Source organism: Pseudomonas sp. LBUM1673 (assembly GCF_059695645.1).
Window position 1 is genome coordinate 2,320,213 of record NZ_CP166780.1, and the last position, 18,893, is coordinate 2,339,105.

Annotated in this window: 23 protein-coding genes; 12 read left to right on the forward strand and 11 right to left on the reverse strand. The window is 58.5% G+C overall.

Features of this window, described 5'->3' with window-relative positions:
* Window positions 1-79 precede the first annotated feature (79 nt).
* Together gudD and ACA044_RS10445 are read right to left on the reverse strand one after the other, a co-directional pair.
* Complete coding sequence (gudD, locus tag ACA044_RS10440) at window positions 80-1,423, reverse strand: glucarate dehydratase (RefSeq protein WP_497446276.1); 1,344 nt, start codon at window positions 1,421-1,423, stop codon at window positions 80-82.
* Between the two features lie 24 nt (window positions 1,424-1,447).
* Window positions 1,448-2,794, reverse strand: a complete 1,347-nt coding sequence (locus ACA044_RS10445; RefSeq protein WP_497446277.1) for an MFS transporter — start codon at window positions 2,792-2,794, stop codon at window positions 1,448-1,450.
* Window positions 2,795-3,160: 366 nt separating this feature from the next.
* Here ACA044_RS10445 and ACA044_RS10450 point away from each other — a divergent pair, with 366 nt between their 5' ends.
* The 3 genes from ACA044_RS10450 to ACA044_RS10460 all read left to right on the forward strand — a co-directional run bounded on the left by ACA044_RS10450 (window position 3,161) and on the right by ACA044_RS10460 (window position 5,553).
* On the forward strand, window positions 3,161-3,874 hold the full coding sequence (locus ACA044_RS10450) for a FadR/GntR family transcriptional regulator (RefSeq protein ID WP_497446278.1): 714 nt from the start codon (window positions 3,161-3,163) through the stop codon (window positions 3,872-3,874).
* 92 nt (window positions 3,875-3,966) lie between these two features.
* Window positions 3,967-4,173, forward strand: coding sequence for a hypothetical protein (locus ACA044_RS10455; RefSeq protein ID WP_497446279.1), 207 nt, complete (start codon window positions 3,967-3,969; stop codon window positions 4,171-4,173).
* 318 nt (window positions 4,174-4,491) lie between these two features.
* Window positions 4,492-5,553, forward strand: coding sequence for an AI-2E family transporter (locus ACA044_RS10460; protein ID WP_497446280.1), 1,062 nt, complete (start codon window positions 4,492-4,494; stop codon window positions 5,551-5,553).
* Here ACA044_RS10460 and ACA044_RS10465 read toward each other — a convergent pair.
* The 3 genes from ACA044_RS10465 to ACA044_RS10475 all read right to left on the reverse strand — a co-directional run bounded on the left by ACA044_RS10465 (window position 5,550) and on the right by ACA044_RS10475 (window position 6,642).
* Window positions 5,550-5,732, reverse strand: a complete 183-nt coding sequence (locus tag ACA044_RS10465) for a hypothetical protein (protein ID WP_497446281.1) — start codon at window positions 5,730-5,732, stop codon at window positions 5,550-5,552. The two genes, ACA044_RS10460 and ACA044_RS10465, sit on opposite strands and share 4 nt — an antisense overlap.
* Before the next feature lie 100 nt (window positions 5,733-5,832).
* A complete protein-coding gene (locus ACA044_RS10470; RefSeq protein ID WP_018925407.1) occupies window positions 5,833-6,027 on the reverse strand; it encodes a hypothetical protein in 195 nt (64 codons plus the stop codon).
* Window positions 6,028-6,273: 246 nt separating this feature from the next.
* On the reverse strand, window positions 6,274-6,642 hold the full coding sequence (locus ACA044_RS10475; RefSeq protein ID WP_497446282.1) for a hypothetical protein: 369 nt from the start codon (window positions 6,640-6,642) through the stop codon (window positions 6,274-6,276).
* 240 nt (window positions 6,643-6,882) lie between these two features.
* On the opposite strand from ACA044_RS10475, the gene ACA044_RS10480 reads away from it, so the two are divergent.
* Both ACA044_RS10480 and ACA044_RS10485 read left to right on the forward strand, forming a co-directional pair.
* Window positions 6,883-7,701, forward strand: a complete 819-nt coding sequence (locus ACA044_RS10480; protein ID WP_497446283.1) for a shikimate 5-dehydrogenase — start codon at window positions 6,883-6,885, stop codon at window positions 7,699-7,701.
* 207 nt (window positions 7,702-7,908) lie between these two features.
* A complete protein-coding gene (locus ACA044_RS10485; protein ID WP_497446284.1) occupies window positions 7,909-8,427 on the forward strand; it encodes a cupin domain-containing protein in 519 nt (172 codons plus the stop codon).
* Window positions 8,428-8,510: 83 nt separating this feature from the next.
* On the opposite strand, the gene ACA044_RS10490 is transcribed toward ACA044_RS10485, so the two are convergent.
* Window positions 8,511-9,158, reverse strand: a complete 648-nt coding sequence (locus ACA044_RS10490) for a YceH family protein (protein ID WP_223488110.1) — start codon at window positions 9,156-9,158, stop codon at window positions 8,511-8,513.
* A 140-nt stretch (window positions 9,159-9,298) separates the two neighbouring features.
* Between ACA044_RS10490 and ACA044_RS10495 the strand changes: the two genes are divergently transcribed.
* A complete protein-coding gene (locus tag ACA044_RS10495) occupies window positions 9,299-9,808 on the forward strand; it encodes a DUF1993 domain-containing protein (protein WP_497446285.1) in 510 nt (169 codons plus the stop codon).
* Window positions 9,809-9,997: 189 nt separating this feature from the next.
* Here ACA044_RS10495 and sstT read toward each other — a convergent pair whose 3' ends face one another.
* Window positions 9,998-11,248 carry a serine/threonine transporter SstT gene (gene sstT / locus ACA044_RS10500; RefSeq protein ID WP_497446286.1) on the reverse strand — a complete coding sequence of 417 codons (1,251 nt, stop codon included), beginning with the start codon at window positions 11,246-11,248 and terminating at the stop codon, window positions 9,998-10,000.
* 333 nt (window positions 11,249-11,581) lie between these two features.
* On the opposite strand from sstT, the gene ACA044_RS10505 reads away from it, so the two are divergent.
* A complete protein-coding gene (locus tag ACA044_RS10505; RefSeq protein WP_497446287.1) occupies window positions 11,582-12,736 on the forward strand; it encodes an MFS transporter in 1,155 nt (384 codons plus the stop codon).
* 4 nt (window positions 12,737-12,740) lie between these two features.
* On the opposite strand, the gene nhaR is transcribed toward ACA044_RS10505, so the two are convergent.
* On the reverse strand, window positions 12,741-13,640 hold the full coding sequence (gene nhaR, locus ACA044_RS10510; RefSeq protein WP_497446288.1) for a transcriptional activator NhaR: 900 nt from the start codon (window positions 13,638-13,640) through the stop codon (window positions 12,741-12,743).
* Between the two features lie 272 nt (window positions 13,641-13,912).
* On the opposite strand from nhaR, the gene ACA044_RS10515 reads away from it, so the two are divergent.
* Complete coding sequence (locus tag ACA044_RS10515) at window positions 13,913-14,155, forward strand: hypothetical protein (protein WP_497446289.1); 243 nt, start codon at window positions 13,913-13,915, stop codon at window positions 14,153-14,155.
* 28 nt (window positions 14,156-14,183) lie between these two features.
* On the forward strand, window positions 14,184-14,933 hold the full coding sequence (locus ACA044_RS10520; protein WP_497446290.1) for a TerC family protein: 750 nt from the start codon (window positions 14,184-14,186) through the stop codon (window positions 14,931-14,933).
* Between the two features lie 138 nt (window positions 14,934-15,071).
* Here the strand turns inward: ACA044_RS10520 and ACA044_RS10525 are convergent, their stop codons facing one another.
* Window positions 15,072-15,242, reverse strand: a complete 171-nt coding sequence (locus ACA044_RS10525; protein WP_497446291.1) for a hypothetical protein — start codon at window positions 15,240-15,242, stop codon at window positions 15,072-15,074.
* Between the two features lie 171 nt (window positions 15,243-15,413).
* Here ACA044_RS10525 and ACA044_RS10530 point away from each other — a divergent pair, with 171 nt between their 5' ends.
* The 3 genes from ACA044_RS10530 to ACA044_RS10540 all read left to right on the forward strand — a co-directional run bounded on the left by ACA044_RS10530 (window position 15,414) and on the right by ACA044_RS10540 (window position 16,688).
* Complete coding sequence (locus ACA044_RS10530; RefSeq protein ID WP_497446292.1) at window positions 15,414-16,142, forward strand: cysteine peptidase family C39 domain-containing protein; 729 nt, start codon at window positions 15,414-15,416, stop codon at window positions 16,140-16,142.
* A gap of 93 nt (window positions 16,143-16,235) precedes the next feature.
* The gene (locus ACA044_RS10535) at window positions 16,236-16,451 is read left to right on the forward strand and encodes a DUF6021 family protein (protein WP_497446293.1); all 216 of its coding nucleotides are present in this window, start codon (window positions 16,236-16,238) and stop codon (window positions 16,449-16,451) included.
* Window positions 16,452-16,463: 12 nt separating this feature from the next.
* A complete protein-coding gene (locus ACA044_RS10540) occupies window positions 16,464-16,688 on the forward strand; it encodes a hypothetical protein (RefSeq protein WP_497446294.1) in 225 nt (74 codons plus the stop codon).
* Window positions 16,689-16,744: 56 nt separating this feature from the next.
* Here the strand turns inward: ACA044_RS10540 and pbpG are convergent, their stop codons facing one another.
* The gene (gene pbpG, locus ACA044_RS10545; RefSeq protein ID WP_497446295.1) at window positions 16,745-17,683 is read right to left on the reverse strand and encodes a D-alanyl-D-alanine endopeptidase; all 939 of its coding nucleotides are present in this window, start codon (window positions 17,681-17,683) and stop codon (window positions 16,745-16,747) included.
* A 228-nt stretch (window positions 17,684-17,911) separates the two neighbouring features.
* On the reverse strand, window positions 17,912-18,766 hold the full coding sequence (folD, locus tag ACA044_RS10550) for a bifunctional methylenetetrahydrofolate dehydrogenase/methenyltetrahydrofolate cyclohydrolase FolD (RefSeq protein WP_497446296.1): 855 nt from the start codon (window positions 18,764-18,766) through the stop codon (window positions 17,912-17,914).
* Window positions 18,767-18,893 lie beyond the last annotated feature (127 nt).

Here is an 18,893-nt window from a genome sequence, read left to right on the forward strand (position 1 = left end):
GGGAGTGCTGCGCACTCCAACGGGGGCAAGCCCCCTCGCCACACAGGCTCTCCCACAGGATTGCGGTGCTTTCAGAAGCCTAGCGCACCAGACACGGCCGCTTGTTATCAAACTTCCACCCGGGCATCAGAAACTGCATCGCCACGCTGTCATCCCGCGCACCCAGTCCCATGCCTTGGTACAGCTCATGGGCCTTGGCCAGTTGATCCTCGTCCAGTTCAACCCCCAGGCCGGGTTTTTTCGGCACTTGCACGCAGCCGTTGACGATTTGCAGTGGCGCTTTGGTCAGGCGCTGGCCGTCCTGCCAGATCCAATGGGTGTCGATGGCGGTGATTTCACCCGGCGCAGCCGCCGCGACGTGGGTGAACATGGCCAGGGAAATATCGAAGTGGTTGTTGGAATGCGAACCCCAGGTCAGGCCCCATTCGTGGCACATCTGCGCCACCCGCACCGAACCCTGCATCGTCCAGAAGTGCGGGTCGGCCAAAGGAATGTCCACCGACTGCAACTGGATCGCGTGGCCCATCTCCCTCCAGTCGGTGGCGATCATGTTGGTCGCGGTTTTCAGCCCCGTGGCGCGGCGGAACTCGGCCATGACTTCGCGGCCGGAGTAACCGTTTTGCGCACCGCACGGGTCTTCGGCGTAAGCGAGAACGTGATGCTGATCCCGACACAGGCGGATCGCTTCCTTGAGCGACCAGGCGCCATTCGGATCAAGGGTGATGCGCGCATCCGGAAAGCGTTCGGCGAGGGCAGTGACCGCTTCGATTTCCTCGTCGCCACTTAATACGCCGCCCTTGAGTTTGAAATCCTTGAAGCCATAACTGGCGTGGGCCGCTTCCGCCAGGCGCACCACGGCGTCGGCGCTCATGGCTTTTTCGTGACGCACGCGGAACCAGTCGTTGTCGGCATCCGGTTCGCAACGGTAGGCGAGGTTAGTTTCTTTACGATCACCGACATAAAACAGATAGCCGAGCATCTTCACTTCGTCGCGTTGCTGGCCTTCGCCGAGCAGGGCGGCCACCGGCACATCCAGGTGCTGACCGAGCAAGTCGAGCAGGGCGGCTTCCAGGCCGGTGACCGCGTGAATGGTGATGCGCAGGTCGAAAGTCTGCAGGCCGCGACCGCCGGCATCGCGATCGGCAAAAGTCTGGCGCACTTGATTGAGGATCTTCTGGTAAGTGCCGATCGGGCTGCCGACCACCAGTGCGCGCGCGTCTTCGAGCGTCTGGCGAATACGCTCGCCACCCGGCACTTCGCCGACGCCGGCGTGGCCGGCGTTGTCCTTGAGGATCACGATATTGCGGGTGAAAAACGGGCCGTGGGCGCCGCTCAGGTTGAGCAGCATGCCATCGTGGCCGGCCACCGGCACAACCTGCATGCTGGTGATGATCGGGGCTTTTGCGGCTTCTTGTGGGTTCATTCTTTTTGTCCTTTCAACCAATGTTCAGGCGTGATTCGGCGCTGGTTTGCCTAGGGCAACGACAGGTGCGGGTTTCGGTTTATTACGCGCCGCGAAGACGATGATTGCGGCGATGATCGAGGTGGCGGCCAGGCCATACAGCCCGCCCTGAATCGAGCCGGTGTGCTCTTCCAGCAGACCGAAGGTGGTCGGCGCAACGAAGCCGCCGAGGTTGCCCACCGAGTTGATCAGCGCAATCACACCGGCAGCGATCCGAGCATCCAGGTACGCCTGGGGAATCGGCCAGAACAGCGACGATGCCGATTTGAAACCCAGCGCAGCGAAGCAGATGGCGACGAAGGCGAAGATCGGCCCGCCAGTGGTGGACATGAACATCCCGGCCGCGGCGATCAGCAGGGCCGTGGCAACCCAGGCTTGCTGGTGCTTCCATTTGGCCGACAGCGTGGCGAAGGCGTACATGCCGACGATCGACAGCAGCCACGGAATCGAGTTGAACAAGCCGACCTGAATGTCGCTCAGGTCGCCCATTTTCTTGATGATGCTCGGTAGCCAGAAGGTCGCGGCATAGATGGTCAACTGGATGAAGAAGTAGATCAGGCAGAACAGGATGATCTGGCGATCCTTCAGCAGTGTGCCCAGCGACGGTTTGATCGGCGTCGCGGCTTCGCGGGCCAGTTGTTCGTCATCGATGGCTTTGACCAGTGCGTCCTGCTCAGGAAGGGTCAGCCATTTGGCGTCGTGGGGTTTGGAGTCCAGCCAGAACCAGACGAACACGCACAGCCCGACCGAGAACATCCCTTCGATGAAGTACATCCACTGCCAGCCGTGCATGCCCAAACCACTGATTTGCAGGAGCAGGCCGGACAGCGGACCGGAGATCAGCGACGCAATGGCCGAACCGCTGAGAAAGATCGCAATCGCCTTGCCGCGTTCGACACCGGGCAGCCAGCGGGTGAAGTAATAAATCACCCCGGGAAAGAACCCGGCCTCGGCGACGCCAAGCAGAAAACGCAGGATGTAGAAGTGGGTTTCGTTCTGGATGAACGCCATGCAAGCGGCCACCAGACCCCAGGTCAGCATGATGCGGGTCAGCCAGATTCGCGCGCCGACTTTTTGCAGGAGGATGTTGGAGGGGACTTCGAACAGCGCGTAACCGATGAAAAACAGACCGGCACCGAGGCCATAGGCGGCGGCGCCAATGCCCAGGTCATGCTCCATGTGGGCGCGGACGAAGCCGATGTTCACACGGTCGATGTAGTTGACGATGAACATGATCACGAACAGCGGCAGGACGTGGCGTTTCACTTTCGAGATGGCGGATTGCAGGACCGAATCGGCGCCATCGTTCATCCCGGATATGGATGTATTCACTTCTTTTTCTCCCACTCGTTATTTTTATGCGGGGTGTGGCTGGGTGTTGCGTTTTAATAGACATCATACAACTAGGCTTTTTTGTCCTACAAGTGCTGCCTCTCAATAAAATGGCGCTAGGTGAGAGGGTTTTTATTCTATTTTTGGTTTTTTATGACGTATTTGTTGGGTTTTTTCGGGGTTTGTTCAGTCGCTATTCTTTTCTTTGTCGCGACAGAATACTTGGGTTCGATAGGTTTAAATCGACTATTGCGGTGTATTTGTTGAGTGTTGTCATACAAGTTTGGCGACGTTTTGTTGAGATTCCAGTCACCGAGAAGCGAGCGCAGTGCTACGATCCGGATACCCGCTTTACGGATAATCACCATGCAAGAAGACATCGACGCACCTGCCCGCAAGCGTGCCCACAACCTGGCCCACGACTTGGTGGCCAAGCTGACTCAGAGCATCCTGCTCGGCCAGATGCTGCCGGGGGACAAGCTGCCGTCGGAGAACTCGATTGTTCAGGAGCATGGGGTCAGTCGCACGGTAGTACGCGAGGCGATCTCGAAGTTGCAGGCTTCGGGGTTGGTGGAGACTCGGCACGGCATTGGCACTTTTGTCATTGAGCGTGCGCCGGAGCAGGGGTTGCGACTGAATGTCGATACCGCGTTGGGTGTGCGCAGTATTCTGGAGTTGCGCATGGGCCTGGAAACCCAAGCCGTCGCGCTGGCAGCGGTTCGTCGCACGGACCAGCAGTTGGCGCAGATGCGTGAAGCGCTGGACGACTATCAACGTTTACTCGCCAACAATGACAGCTGCGTCGAGGCAGACAAACGCTTCCACCTGCTGATCGCTGAAGCCACCGGCAACGTCTGCTTCACCGAGATCATGCAGCATCTGGGCAGCGCCATGATCCCCCGCACCCGCGTCAATGCCGCCGAGCGCGGGTCAGCGGATTTGAGCAAGCTGGGGCAGCTCGCCAACCTCGAACACGAGGCGATTCTCAACGCCATCAAACGCCAGGACCCGGATGCGGCGCGGGCGGCAATGTGGTTGCACCTGACTAACAGCCGCGACCGCTTTTCGGCCGATCGGTAGCCGCCGTTGGTCTACTCGACAGCACCCTGTTCACGGGCTCGTTTCCAACCTGTACGGCCCAGAGTTGCTGGACCTCATCAGTGAGGTGCGTCATGGCTAACGAGAACGACCCAGTCAGACCCATTCCCGATATGGACGATCCGTCGATGGATCACGACGTGCCACCGGGCATGGACCCTTTGCAAGACCCGGCCGATACGGACGTTGATCGTCCTGAAGACTGGAGGGATCCAGCTCTGGATGACGACGACATTCCAGCGCCGAATGAAGAAACGCCATTGTCCGATGACAGGCGCTAAGCGGAACCTGGCCAGTGCGCCTAATGCTCGTCAGTCAAGCGCAATCCATGTGGGAGCGGGCTTGCTCGCGAAGAGGCCGTGTCAGTCGACATTGATGTTATCTGATACACCGCCTTCGCGAGCAAGCCCGCTCCCACAATGACCCCATGAACATTGGATATCACCACGCAGGCTTCGCCACAGGTTGGGGTAAGCGCCCGCGGGTTTTATTGATCTGGATCTATGCTTGATGAACAAACGGATGGCACTTGCGCGAACCGTGGCGGACTAAGCATCAGGACGAGCAACGGCGCCCTTGTGCACTGACATGGATCGGACATGAACGAAACGAAGCTACAAAACACATCGCTGATGGTCTTGCTGACCCTGGTGAGTATCGCCTTCATCTGGATTCTGCTGCCGTTCTATGGCGCGGTGTTCTGGGCGGTCATCCTCGGCATTCTGTTTTCGCCCTTGCAGCATCAGTTCCTACAGAAGTTCGGTTGGTCACGCAACCTGACGGCCCTGTTCACCTTGAGTCTCTGTGTGGTGATCGCGATCCTGCCGGTGATCACCATCAGTACCTTGCTGGTTCAAGAAGGCGCGGTGCTGTACAACCGAATCGAAAGCGGCGAACTGGACATTGCCAGGTATGTATCGCAGTTCAAGCAAAGCCTGCCGCCGTACATTCAGTACTTGCTCGATCGTTTCGGCATGGGCGAGCTGAGCGGGCTTCGGGAAAAAATCATCAAGAGCACGATGCAAGGCAGCCAGTTTGTCGCAACCAAGGCGTTCAATTTTGGTCAGGGCACGTTCGAATTCGTGGTGAGCTTTTTCGTCATGCTGTATCTGCTGTTTTTCTTCCTGCGGGACGGTTCAGAACTGGCGCGCAAAGTACGTGCGGCGATACCGCTGGAAGATAACCAGAAGCGCCGCCTGCAACTCAAGTTCAATCGCGTGGTGCGGGCCACGGTGAAGGGCAACCTGCTGGTGGCAATCACGCAAGGGGCGTTGGGCGGTTTTATTTTCTGGTTTCTGGACATCTCGAGCGTGCTGCTCTGGGCGGTGTTGATGGCGTTTCTGTCGCTGTTGCCGGCGGTGGGCGCGGGTATCGTCTGGATACCGGTGGCGGTGTATTTCCTGTTCAGCGGCGCGATGTGGCAGGCCACGGTGCTCACCTTGTTCGGGGTGTTCGTGATCGGCCTGGTGGATAATGTTTTGCGACCGATCCTGGTGGGCAAGGACACCAAAATGCCGGACTACTTGATCCTCATCTCGACCCTGGGTGGCCTGGCGCTTTTCGGTCTGAACGGTTTTGTCATCGGGCCGTTGATCGCGGCGTTGTTCGTGTCGAGCTGGGCCATTTTCATCGATTCCAAGCCACGGGTTCAGCTGCCTTAAGCGCTGAGCTGGCATGAGCCGATACGTTGCGACAAGGCTTGGGCGGCGGGAAGTGAAGTGAGCGGACCGCTGATCGGTTCGCCGTCTTGCACCAAATACCAACAGGCAAGCAACCCCAGCGCTCTGAGTGGTGCGGGAACGGCGCTGCCGATAACGGACATGATCTGAACCTGAGCCATAAGTACCTCCATTAATCTATGGAGCTACCTTACGGATCGGACACTTGAACGGACAATCAACGCTTTCGATAGTCGTCATTGACGCCAATGAGTCCTGCCGTCAGTCCACCACTTGATCGAGCATATGCACCACTTCCTGCTCATTGAGCAGGCCTTTGCGTACCAGGTTCTCCGCCAGCAGCGAGAGAAACTTGGCGCTGCGATGGCCTTCCAGGTGTTTGAGTTCGGTCAGTGCGTTGTACACCTTGCTGGAAGTGCACAAGCCGACAATGCGGTGCGGATTTTGTGTGGGCATGAAGTCGTCCTTGTTGTTATCAACCTGTTGTTTGCGGACAGGCCCAAGCTTGCGGACCTGACATGACATAAATATGACCGTTTTCCCCAAAGCGGGGGACGGGCTGTCAGTTCAATCATGCCAACTTTACTTATCGGTATTGTCCCGACAGCGACCTTGGCGAGATTTATTCAGACTTCGTCCCAACCAGTGGTCACAAAAAAGGCCCCGCTTTTAAAGCGGGGCCTGATGAGCGGGAGGAGTCTGTTACCAGCGGTCGCCACGATAATGACCATGGGGAGGGCCGTAGTAGCCGCGCGGTGGACCGTAACCGCGTGGCGGCCCGTAGTAAACCGGTGCAGGGCGGTAGTAGATGGGTTGTTGCACGTACACCGGGGCTGGTTGGTAGTAGACCGGTGGCGGTTGCTGTATGTACACCGGCTGTGGCTGAACGTAAACCGGCTGCTCTACATACACCGGCCGGTCGCGGCCGATAATTGCCGAGCCGATGATTGCCGAGCCGACGATCGCACCAAACACAGCGGGACCTTCCCAGCCGCGACCACCTGCTTCTGCCTGCCCTGCGATAGCGAGAGCACCGATCAGCAAGGCTACTGTTGGGATTTTACGGATCATGATAAGTCCTCGGTTCTTCGACCCGGCGCTTGCGCCTGCAATAGACACAAGTTGTCGCGGGGATACTTCTAAGACAGCGTTTTTTTGAAAATCAGCACAGCCGTTGGGTAAATTTTGTGTAAGGTCTGTACCGGCTTCTTTACGGTGCTGCCCCTGGCCCAGACAGGCCTTTATGATCGATCAGAACCCGGTGGAATGGCTAATCCCGTCCATCTGAAAGTGCTATTGAAGGAGATTCGGATGCAGATGAACCCCAACAAAGACACCCAACTGTGCATGTCGCTCTCGGGGCGCCCCGGCAATTTCGGCTTGCGGTTTCACAATCATCTGTACGAACAACTGGGCCTGAATTTTTACTACAAGGCCTTTAGCAGCCAGGACCTGACGGGTGCTGTCAGTGGCATCCGCGCGTTGGGCATTCGGGGTTGTGGCGTGTCGATGCCGTTCAAGGAAGCCTGTATCGCGCTGGTCGATGAGCTGGATGCATCGGCTGAGGCCATTCAATCGATCAACACTATCGTCAACACCAGCGGTCACCTCAAAGCCTACAACACCGATTACATCGCCATTGCGCAATTGCTCGACACCCATCAGGTGCCCAAGGATTCTACCTTTGCCCTGCGTGGCAGCGGCGGCATGGCCAAGGCCGTGGCCAGTGCCTTGCGCGACGGCGGCTACAAAAACGGCCTGATCGTGGCCCGTAACGAGCGTGCTGGACGTGCCCTGGCCGAATCATTGGGTTACTCATGGCAAGCGGATCTGGGCGCCCAGCGTCTGCAGATGCTGATCAACGTCACGCCCATCGGCATGACCGGCGGGCCGGAAGCCGATCAACTGGCGTTCGCCCCGGAAGCCATCGCTGCTGCCGAAACTGTCTTCGATGTGGTAGCGATCCCCTCGGAAACACCGTTGATCGTGCGTGGTCGTGCCGAAGGCAAGCGGGTGATCACCGGGCTGGAAGTGATTGCGATCCAGGCACTGGAACAGTTCGTGTTGTACACCGGCGTGCGGCCGACGGATGAGCAGTTTCAGAAAGCGGTGGTGTTTGCCCGTAGCTGATCATCCCGATTATTTGTCGGCTGTACCGACCCCTTCGCGAGCAGGCTCGCTCCCACAAGGTCAGCGCTGAACCTGTGGGAGCGAGCCTGCTCGCGATTGCCGCGACTCGGTTTCCAGCCTGACCTGGCATTGCCCGCGAATATCCCCGCCTATACTGGTCGCCAGCAAGCGAAGACTTGCTCTCCAGTCACCGTGACCGAGGTTCTCATGCATCCTGCCATTCTCAACCTGGATCAGGCCGAACTTGTGCCGCTGCCCGAAAATTTCGCCCCCACCGGTGACGCTGCCGGCCGCTATCAGCAACGCCTGGCCCGCATCGGTCAGCAACTGGGCGCGCAGAAGCTGGGTTATCGGTTGTATGCCCTGGAGCCGGGCATGCGTGGCAGTCCGTTTCATAGCCATCGGGTCAACGAGGAGATGTTCTACATCGTGGCCGGGGAAGGGGAGGTTCGCCTTGGCGCCGAACGCTTTGCGATCCGTTCCGGTGACGTGATCGCCTGCCCGGCGGGCGGTCCTGAAACCGCGCACCAGATCATCAACAACAGCAACGGAGAATTGCGCTATCTGGCGGTCAGTAGCCAGCAATCACCGGACATTTGCGAATACCCGGACTCTGGCAAATACGTGGTGATGGACGCCTTCAAGGTCGATGCCGAGGGCAATGCATCAGGTTTCGTCGCCGTCGCCCGGCAGGCCGATGGCGTGGATTACTGGGACGGCGAGTAGTCATTCAGGCACAGCGCATTCTGTAGCAGCAGCCTCGCAAGCTCGGCAGCTGCTACAGCCTGAAGATCCGATGTGGGAGCGGTCTATTCAAGGCGTGCCAAGCGTTCTTCCAGTGCCGCAATCCGCGCTTCAAGCTCCTCGATTCGCTCAACCGATACACCGCCACTGGCGCCACGTTCCACCGGATTCTGCCGGGCAGCCAGGATGGCTTCGATATCCGCCGGATCGCCGAGCGCATGCATGTAACGGTCTTCGCGCTGGCCGGCCTGGCGCGGAATCAGCAGCGCCAGACCTCTGGCGATCAAACGCTCCAGTTGATGCACTACCTGCTCGGCATCTTCGAAGTCATGCATGCGGCCGCTGCGGGTCAGCAGTTCGTTGACTGTCTGCGGACCGCGCAGAAACAACAGCCCCGTCAAAATCACCTGGGCCGGCACCAGCTCCAGCGCCTTGTCGACCCGATGTTCCCAGCGGTCGGCACGGCTGCCCATCACCAGTCGGGTGAAGCCACGCCCTTCAAGGGCACGCAGGCTTTGGCCGACCTGGCCCTGGCTGAGGTTCATCACCGGTTCGCGGCTGGTTTTCTGGTTGCAGGCAATCACCAGTGCATTGAGGGTCAGCGGATAGGTTTCCGGGCTGGTGGCCTGTTTTTCGATCAACGAGCCCAGAATGCGAATTTCCGTGCTGTTAAGCCGCGGTTCGTCGAAGGTCGTTTCTTGCTCAGTGCTCATCGCGCTTTTCCCTATGCAGTCGAAGCATGCAGTCGAAGCCGCCTAGCCTAATCCTTGCAGGATAAAAGACAAGCCGCAGGGCGGTCGGGCATGGCTATAATCGCTCCACGTTTTTACTCCTGTCACCACACGAGACCATCATGACTATTTCCCTGTACGCCGCTTCCGTTCCGGTTTTCCAGCAAATGCTCAATGCACTGAGCAACAACCTGAGCAAGGCCGAAGCCCACGCTACCGCGAAAAACATTGATCCAAACGCGTTTCTGCAAGCCCGCCTGTACCCGGACATGTTCCCGCTGGTGCGTCAGGTGCAGATCACCGTTGATTTCGCCAAAGGCGTTTCGGCGCGTCTGGCTGAAGTCGAACTGCCCAAATACGACGACACCGAAACCACCTTCGCCGAGTTGCAAGCGTTGATCGCCAAGGTCCTGGCTTTCATCGGCGAGATCAAACCCGAGCAGATCGACGGCAAGGAAGGCATCGAGATCGTTACCCGTCCAGGCACCCCTAAAGAAAAACGCTTCACTGGCCAGGCTTACTTGCTGAGCTACGGTCTGCCGCAGTTCTTCTTCCACGTCACCACCGCTTACGCACTGCTGCGTCACAACGGTGTGGAAGTGGGCAAGCGCGATTACATGGGCGCGTTCTAAACCGCCCAGGTACAAAAAAGCCCGCCAAGGTTTACGCCTTGGCGGGCTTTTTCATTTTGCCTGTCTCGTCCTGAAATAGTTTTTGCATCTGGTTCAGGGCTAGGCAGTCTTCTGTAGGAGCCAGGCTTGCCGGCGAAGGCGTACTTGAGATCGCTTTCGCCGGCAAGCCTGGCTCCTACAAGTGCGTTGTTATGCCAGACGCTGGGCTTCCCGGGCTTTCTGGGTCTTCTGTTCCTCACCCTGGCACGCAGCCGCGGTGAACAGCACATCGGTGGAGGAGTTCAGCGCGGTTTCCGCCGAGTCCTGCAATACACCGATGATGAAACCGACCGCCACCACCTGCATGGCGATTTCGCTGGGGATGCCGAACAGGCTGCACGCCAGTGGAATCAGCAGCAACGAGCCGCCAGCCACGCCCGAAGCCCCACAGGCACAGATCGCCGCGACGATGCTGAGCAGAATGGCCGTCGGAATATCCACGGCGATGCCCAAGGTGTGCACAGCGGCCAGGGTCAGTACGGTGATGGTGATCGCGGCGCCGGCCATGTTGATGGTGGCGCCGAGCGGGATCGACACCGAGTAAGTGTCTTCATGCAGGCCCAGGCGCTTGCTCAACTCCAGGTTGACCGGAATGTTCGCCGCCGAGCTGCGGGTGAAGAAGGCAGTGATGCCACTCTCGCGCAGGCAGGTGAGTACCAGTGGATAAGGGTTGCGGCGCAGCTTCCAGAACACGATGGCCGGGTTCATCACCAGCGCCACGAATAGCATGCAGCCCAGCAATACGGCCAACAGATGCATGTAACCGATCAAGGCGCCGAAACCGGAGGTGGCGAGGGTCGAAGCCACCAGGCCGAAGATCCCCAGCGGCGCGAAGCGGATCACCAGACGCACGATCAAGGTCACGCCATTGGACAGATCGCCCAGCACCTCGCGCGTCGTCTCGCTGGCATGGCGAATCGCAACGCCCATGCCGATCGCCCACGCCAGAATGCCGATGAAGTTGGCGTTCATCAGCGCGCTGACCGGGTTGTCGACCACGCTGAGCAACAGACTTTGCAGCACTTCGCTGATGCCGCCCGGTGCGGTCACCGCCACATCCTGGGTAGCCAGCACCAGACTCGACGGAAACAGCGTACTGGCGATCACCGCCACCACAGCCGCCGCGAAGGTGCCCAACAAATACAGGAACAGAATCGGCCGGATATGGGTTTCCTGGCCATGCTTGTGGTTGGCAATCGAGGCCATGACCAGCACGAACACCAGAATCGGCGCGACAGCCTTGAGCGCCGACACGAACACTTTGCCAATGAAGGCGGTGGACTTGGCCAGCTCAGGCGCGAACAACGCCAAGGCAATCCCGGCGATCAGGCCGATGATGATTTGCGTGACCAGACTGCTGCGTTTCAGGCGTTGCAAGAGAGAAGGGGATGAAGCGGTCATAACGGCATCTCTGATTTTATTAGGGTGCAGGGTTCCTTGGCTCATGCAGCAAAAAGCCGGGCAGGCCGCATGGAGGGAACCGAAGGGTCGCTGCATCACTGCCAATGAATGGCCGATGAGCAAAGCGTAAGTACCGCAGGCCGCGGACTTTATCACAGCGTAGCCGTGATCCTTCAGACCTGTGACGATCTGCCACCCGATGGCTCAACGCGATTTGCAGGTTCGTGCAACCTCGTCCGGAAACACTCTGTTAAGCTTCGCCATCCTCATTTTCAAGTTCTGCCAGTGAGCCTTCGGGCTGTCGCTGGTGTCGTCGTTTTCCTGGAGTTCTGCATGCTGTTGCCCATTCTTCTGTTGTCCGCCGCCGGTTTTACGGTGCTGACAACGGAATTCATCATCGTCGGCCTGTTGCCGGCAATCGCCCGAGATCTGGATGTCAGCATCCCTCAAGCGGGTTTGCTGGTGACCCTGTTCGCCTTTACCGTGGCCGCTTTCGGGCCGTTCCTGACCGCGTACTTTGCAAGGTTTGAACGCCGGAAACTGTTTATCAGCGTGCTGATCATGTTCGGCCTGGCCAACACCCTGGCGGCGCTGGCGCCGAATATCTGGGTGATGGCCGTTGCCCGGTTGATTCCGGCTTTGGGGTTGCCAGTGTTCTGGGCGTTGGCCAGTGAAACAGCGGTGGACATCGTCGGGCCGGACTACGCCGGGCGGGCCATTGCCAAAATCGGTTTCGGCATTGTCTGTGCCACGGTGTTCGGCATTCCGGTGGGCACGCTGATTTCCGATGCGTTCGGCTGGCGCAGTGCTTTCGGCATTCTGGCGGTGATCGCGTTTGCCAAGGCGTTGCTGCTGTTTATCTACCTGCCGAAAACCAACCTGCACCAGCATCAGGTGAGCTTCCGTTCGCAGTTCAAAATCCTGCGCAGCCCGTTGATGCTGGGGCATGTGCTGTTATCGATCCTGGTGTTCAGCGGCATGTTCACCGCTTACACCTACCTGGCGGACATTCTTGAGCGGCTGGCCGGTTTCAACGGCACGGTGGTCGGCTGGTGCCTGATGGGCTTCGGCGCGGTCGGGCTGATCGGCAACTCGCTGGGTGGCCGCGCGGTGGATCGGCATCCGCTGATTGCTTCGGTGACGTTCTGCGCATTCATGATTGCCGGCATGGTGGCGCTGGTGCCGAATATTCATTCGCCGCTGGGTCTGGCGGCGGCGATGGGGATCTGGGGCGTGACACAGGCGGCATTGTTCCTGGTCAGCCATGTGCGCCTGATGAAGGCTGCGCCTGAGGCTCCGGCCTTTGCTGCATCGCTGAACATCGCCGGGGCGAACCTCGGAATCGGTTTGGGCGCCATGGTCGGTGGGCGGGTGATCGACAGTGTTGGCCTGGGCGGACTGGGTTTCGCAGCAGCCGGTTTTATCCTTGTCTCGATCCTGTTGGCGATGGCTCTGATGACCTTCAAACCCCGCGAAATCTGCGCCTGACGCCTCACATCTCGGTGAACAGTTCGCGTCGGGCACCTTCGGTAATGGCGACAATGCCGGGGTGCTTGACCTTGCGTTCCACCGAGATGGCGTAGAACGACTCGCGCACCGCGTCGGTCTGGCCGATCAACTCCACACCGCATTGGCGTTTCAATTCGTCGGCAATCACGCTCGGGCCGATGAAGATCCCGCTCCCGGATTGGCCGAAAGCCTGCATTAAGGCGCTATCGTCGAACTCGCCGACGATTTGTGGCTGGATCTGCTGTTCGGCAAACCAGCGTTGCAAGCGACTGCGCACCACGGTTTCCGGCCCGGGAATCAGCAGTGGGGCGCCGTGCAGGCTGCGGGGGAAGTCCTGGCCATATCGCGCCGCCAGCTCGGCGGTGGCGAAGAAGCTGATGCCGCATTCACCGAGTTTCTGGCTGTAGCCCTTGATGTCCAGATGCGAGGGCATCGGGCTGTCGGAGATCACCAGGTCCAGGCGTTGAATCGCCAGGTCGGCGAGCAAACGTTCCAGTTTGTCTTCGCGGCAGGTGATACGCAGGGGCTCGCTCAACTCCATGGTCGGCGCAATCAATCGATAGACGATGGATTTGGGCACCACGTCGGCGACGCCCACCCGAAACAAAATCTGTTGCTCATTGGGCTGCGCCCGCAGCATCAACTCCAGCTCGCCACCGAGTTGAAACATCTGCTCTGCGTAGGGCAGGGTCTGACGCCCGGCTTCGGTGAGTTCCAGCTGCCGGCCGACCCGGCGAAACAACTCGATGCCATAGGTTTGTTCGAGCAGGGAAATCTGCCCGCTGATGGTCTGTGGCGTCAGGTTCAACTGCTCGCAGGCGCGCACGATGCTGCCGGTCTTGGCCACCACCCAGAAGTAATGCAGCTGTCGATAATTAAGCATGTTGGTGAAACCCCTTGTTCACATCATCCGTAGGAGCTGTCGAGTGAAACGAGGCTGCGATCTTTTGTTTTTAACGAGCAAAGTCAAAAGATCGCAGCCTCGTTTCACTCGACAGCTCCTACAGGCGTACTACAAATACGATGTCTAAATTCGTTAAAACCGAAGTATAACCGCTAAAAATACGAATTTTCCTGAAGTGTTTGCTTCCTTAGAATGCCCCGCTATCGACGGATCGCCTTTTCGGTTCTGTCTGTTCTATCGAGGAAAGCATCATGAAGCTTAAAACCACGGCACTGCTGATTGCGTCTTTACTGGTGTTGGCCGGTTGCGACCAGGCCGAGAAAAGCGCTCAGCAATTGATGGGCAAGGCCGCCGAAACCGCCAAACAGGCGATTGACGATACCCACAAAGCGGCCGAGCAAGCGCTTAGCGATGCCACGAGCGGTTTGATCAGCAAGAAAGAACAACCGGCCAAAGAGACGGATAAAACCGAATCTTCGTCCCAGGAAATCTAAACCGTCTACAACGAGTCAGGACTGACCCATGGAATACCTTTTAGAACTTGCTGCAAGCCCCACTGCCTGGGTCGCCCTGGCCACGCTGGTGGTGATGGAGATCGTGCTCGGCATCGATAACCTGATCTTCATTTCGATCCTCACCAACAAACTACCCGAACAGCATCGCCAGAAGGCGCGGCGCATTGGTATTGGCATGGCGTTGATCCTGCGCCTGGTACTGTTGAGCACCATCGCATTCATCGTCCAGTTGACGGAGCCTGTGATCGAGATTCTCGGCCACGCGTTCTCCTGGAAGGACATGATCCTGATCGCTGGCGGCCTGTTCCTGTTGTGGAAAGCGACCACCGAGATCCATCACAGCATGGACCCGGCGCCGGATGATCCGATGTCGGCTACCTCGACCGTGACCCTGGGCTTTGCCGCCGCGATCGGCCAGATCCTGCTGCTGGACATGGTGTTCTCCATCGACAGCATCATTACCGCTGTCGGCATGACCGAGCATTTGCCGATCATGATCATCGCGGTGGTGGTGTCGGTGCTGGTGATGTTGCTGGCCGCTGACCCTCTGGCCAAGTTCATCAACGACAACCCGACGGTGGTGATGCTGGCGCTGGGCTTCCTGATCATGATCGGCATGACGCTGATCGCCGAAGGCTTCGGCGCCCACGTACCGAAAGGCTACGTCTACGCGGCCATGGCGTTCTCGGCCACGATCGAAGGCTTGAACATGCTGTCGCGTCGGGCCAGGCAGAAGCGCATCGCCGCTGAAGCTTAACCATCGTTAAACGAAACGGCCGCCTGAACTCGAAAGAGTCCAGGCGGCCAATGAACCGCTTTTCGTAGGAGCCAGGCTTGCCGGCGAAGGCGTTCTTGAGGGCGCCTTCGCCGGCAAGCCTGGCTCCTACATGTCCAGTCAGTGCGCGGTGGCGGGACGTGCAGCCGGCTGATCGGATTTCGCCACAGGCGCCGATTGAACCGGATGGTGATGGTGCCGGCGGGTAATACGCAAAACACCCCACAACATGGCTGCGGCCACGGCCAGCCAGCCAGAAATCAACATCACGATAGTCATTGTCAGGCTCATCAGTGCCTCCTCTTTGCCCTGCATCGGGCACACACTCTTCCTTGGTAAATGACATTCTAGCCGCTGCTGTGTTGCAGGCTATTGACCAAAGGTCGCCTGTCACCAACCAGTTCGCTCTATCGAGTGCAATCAACTGCCGGTTAAAGCTATACCGCTGCCGCGCGGCATCCTATGATCGACAGCCAAGCCGGGCGTGCGATCGTCTGGCGTCTGAACAAGAGAGTGATGATGGTGCGGGTATTTTCTCGAATTCGATCTTTGGTACTGATCGTTGGCTGCGTTGCCGGCCTGGCTGGCTGTGCGGGGAGCGTAGCGCCTGAGATCCAGCGTCTGCCGGAACGTGTCGAACTCAGCGGTACGTTCTACCGAGGGCAAAGTTATCAAAGTGGGCCCCAGGTGCTGGCCAGCCTGCTCTCCCAACAGGGCATCGTGATAACCCCGGGGTTGCTCGACAACCCCCTGCATTTGCCGGGTGCCGAAGACCGTTTGCAGCAGAACATGCAGAACCTCGCCCGCGAGTATGGGATGGTGGTCTATCCCCTCGACAGTAATTTGCCGGCGCTGCTGACCCAGGTTGCGGCCGGTTACCCGGTGATGGTGCGCTTCACCGAAGGCTCGGCGTTCTGGGCAGAGCCCCGATACGCCATTCTTGCCGGTTACAACCGTCAGAAGCGGACCGTATTGCTGCGCGCCGGGATGGATCGTCGGTTGCTGATGGGGTTCGGCTCCTTTGAATCGGCGTTCGAAAGTGCTGGGGGTTGGGCTGTATTGATCCAGAAGCCGAACCAGATTCCGGCCAATGTCGATCAGCAGCGCTGGCTGAAAGCGGCGAATGATCTTGCCCAGTCAGGTCAGGAGCAGGCGGCTGCCAGGGCGAAGAAAGCGCTGACCGCGCAGTAAGTTCCGTTCGTCATCTGTAGGGCACCACTGAGCGTTGTTGGCCTCTCATCTAAAGGGTCCGGATTCTCGCCGGGCCGTGACCAGGAGGCGTCCATGGCTCATTCCAACACACCCGTCGGCCCGCACTCGTCTGAGCATTCATCCGATAATGAGTTGGGGTTCGACCCCGATTCCCCGGACCTCGCCGATCCTCAGGTCGATCCCATCGGGCCTGCCAAGGCGCCCAGGGATATAAAGCCGGGTGAGGAGGGCAAGAAGCCGCCTGCGAAGCCTTACGACCCACTTGGCGATCTGAAACCCAAGTCCTAGTGAGAGGTGCATATGTCTACCGATTCGAGCTTCGACGACAAACGTCCAGACCCTCCAGACAGTGTTCCAACAACCGCCGAACCGGACCTGGACCCAGTGATGGATCCGGACAGCCCGTTAAGGGATCCCTTGGCCCGGCCGACGGTCGTGCCGACGAAGCATCCGCAGGGCTGGAGAGACCCAAGTGCCGGGGATGGAATTCCGGATGACGATCAGATGCCATTGCCGAATGATTGATGGCGGACAAAAAAAGCCCCGACTATTCGGGGCTTTCGTTTTCAGTCGTTTCGACTTTATTTCGAGGCTTCAACCACGCCGCTCTGGCGATGCTTGAGGTTTTTGTCGGACTTGTATTGCAGGGCCACGGACGGCACGTTAGCGCTCTTGCCGGTTTCGACCCAGCTGCGAATCCGGGTGGCGTCGGCAAAGTGCGTGTACTTGCCGAAGGCATCGAGAATCACCAGCGCAACCGGACGATTACCCATGCTGGTGACCAGCACCAGGCAGTGACCGGCCTCGTTGGTGAAACCGGTTTTCGTCAGTCTGATGTCCCAGTTCGGCTTATTGACCAAATGGTCGGTATTGCGGAAACCCAGGCTGTAATTGGGTTTACGGAACGAAACGGTTTTTTCCTTGGTAGTGCTCAGCTCAGTCAATATCGGGTGCTTGTGCGCGGCGATCAGCAGTTTGCTCAGGTCCCGGGCGGTGGACACATTGCGAGGGGAGAGGCCCGTCGGTTCGACAAAGTGGGTGCTGGTCATGCCCAGCGCTTTGGCTTTGGCGTTCATGGCCGCTATAAATGCGACATAACCGCCCGGATAGTGATGGGCCAGCGTTGCGGCAGCACGGTTTTCCGATGACATCAGGGCAATCAGCAGCATTTCCCGGCGTGGCAATTCGCTTTTGAGTTTGACTCGGGAAAACACGCCTTTCATTTCCGGGGTGTCGCTGATGTTGACGGAAAGGTATTCGTCCATGTTTTGCCGGGCTTCTACCACCACCAGGCCGGTCATCAGTTTGCTGACGGAAGCAATCGGCACCACAACATCCGGATTGTTGGCATAGATGACTTTGTTGGTTTGCAGATCCATCAGCAATGCGCTGCCGGAAGCGATCTTCAGTTGTGAAGTGTTTCGGGGCGCCTCGATGGTTTCGGCGGCATTAATTGCTGGCGTGGTGAAAGTCCCTGTAAATGCAAAAAACAAGCTCAGGATTGAAAGGCGGATTTTCACGCTGGCGGACTCATAAAGGGTGGATATACCGTTGTGTAACGGGCTGTTTCTTTAAAAAGCGACGCATTTTAGGAGTATGGCTGAAGAACTGTCGATGGTTGTTCGATGTTCAGGTGAAAGTGCGGGGAAACAGGGATTTTCCGGCGGATGGTCGAGCTTTTTCTATGGGCAAAAAGAACCCCGCGATGGGCGGGGTTCTTTTATGCGGCGCTGCAAGCAAGCGTGAACTCAGCCGTGCAGAGTTTCCGCGGCGTACAGCGTGTTTTCCAGCAGGCAGGCGCGGGTCATCGGGCCGACGCCGCCCGGTACCGGAGTGATCCAGCCGGCGCGGGGCAGGGCGGTTTCGTAGGTCACGTCACCCACCAGTTTGCCGTCTTCCTGACGGTTGATGCCGACGTCGATCACGATCGCGCCTTCCTTGATCCATTCACCCTTGACCAGGCCCGGCTTACCGGCGGCAACCACTACCAGATCGGCGCGGCCGACATGGCCCGCCAGATCCTTGGTGAAGCGGTGGGTGACGGTCACGGTGCAACCGGCCAGCAGCAGTTCCATTGCCATCGGACGGCCAACAATGTTGGAAGCCCCGACAATGACCGCGTCCATCCCGTATAGATCGGCACCGGTGCTTTCCAGCAAGGTCATGATGCCTTTAGGTGTGCACGGACGCAGCAGCGGAATGCGCTGGGCCAGGCGGCCGACGTTATAAGGGTGGAAACCGTCGACGTCCTTGTCAGGGCGAATGCGCTCCAGCAGTTTGGAGGCGTCCAGGTGTTCAGGTAAAGGCAGCTGAAGCAGAACGCCGTCAATTGCCGGGTCGTCGTTCAGGCGATCGATCAGCTCGGTCAGTGCTTCCTGAGTGGTTTCGGCAGGCAGGTCATAGGCTTGGGAAAGGAAGCCGACCTCTTCACAGTCTTTACGCTTGTGCGAGACATAAACCTGAGAGGCAGGATCGCTGCCGACCAGGATCACCGCGAGGCCGGGCGTGCGCAGGCCTTGCTGGCGACGCTCGGCGACTCGTTTGGCGATCTGCTGGCGCAGGCTGGCGGCGATCGATTTGCCGTCGATTAGTTGTGCAGTCATTGCGCGTGATTAACCATCGAGAGGGGAAAAAAAGAGAGCGCATTCTCGCATGTCGTGAGGTGAGGGCAAAGGCGCTTGGTCTGCAAATTCCCCTAACTCCTTTAATTAAATGAATTTTTTTTAAAAA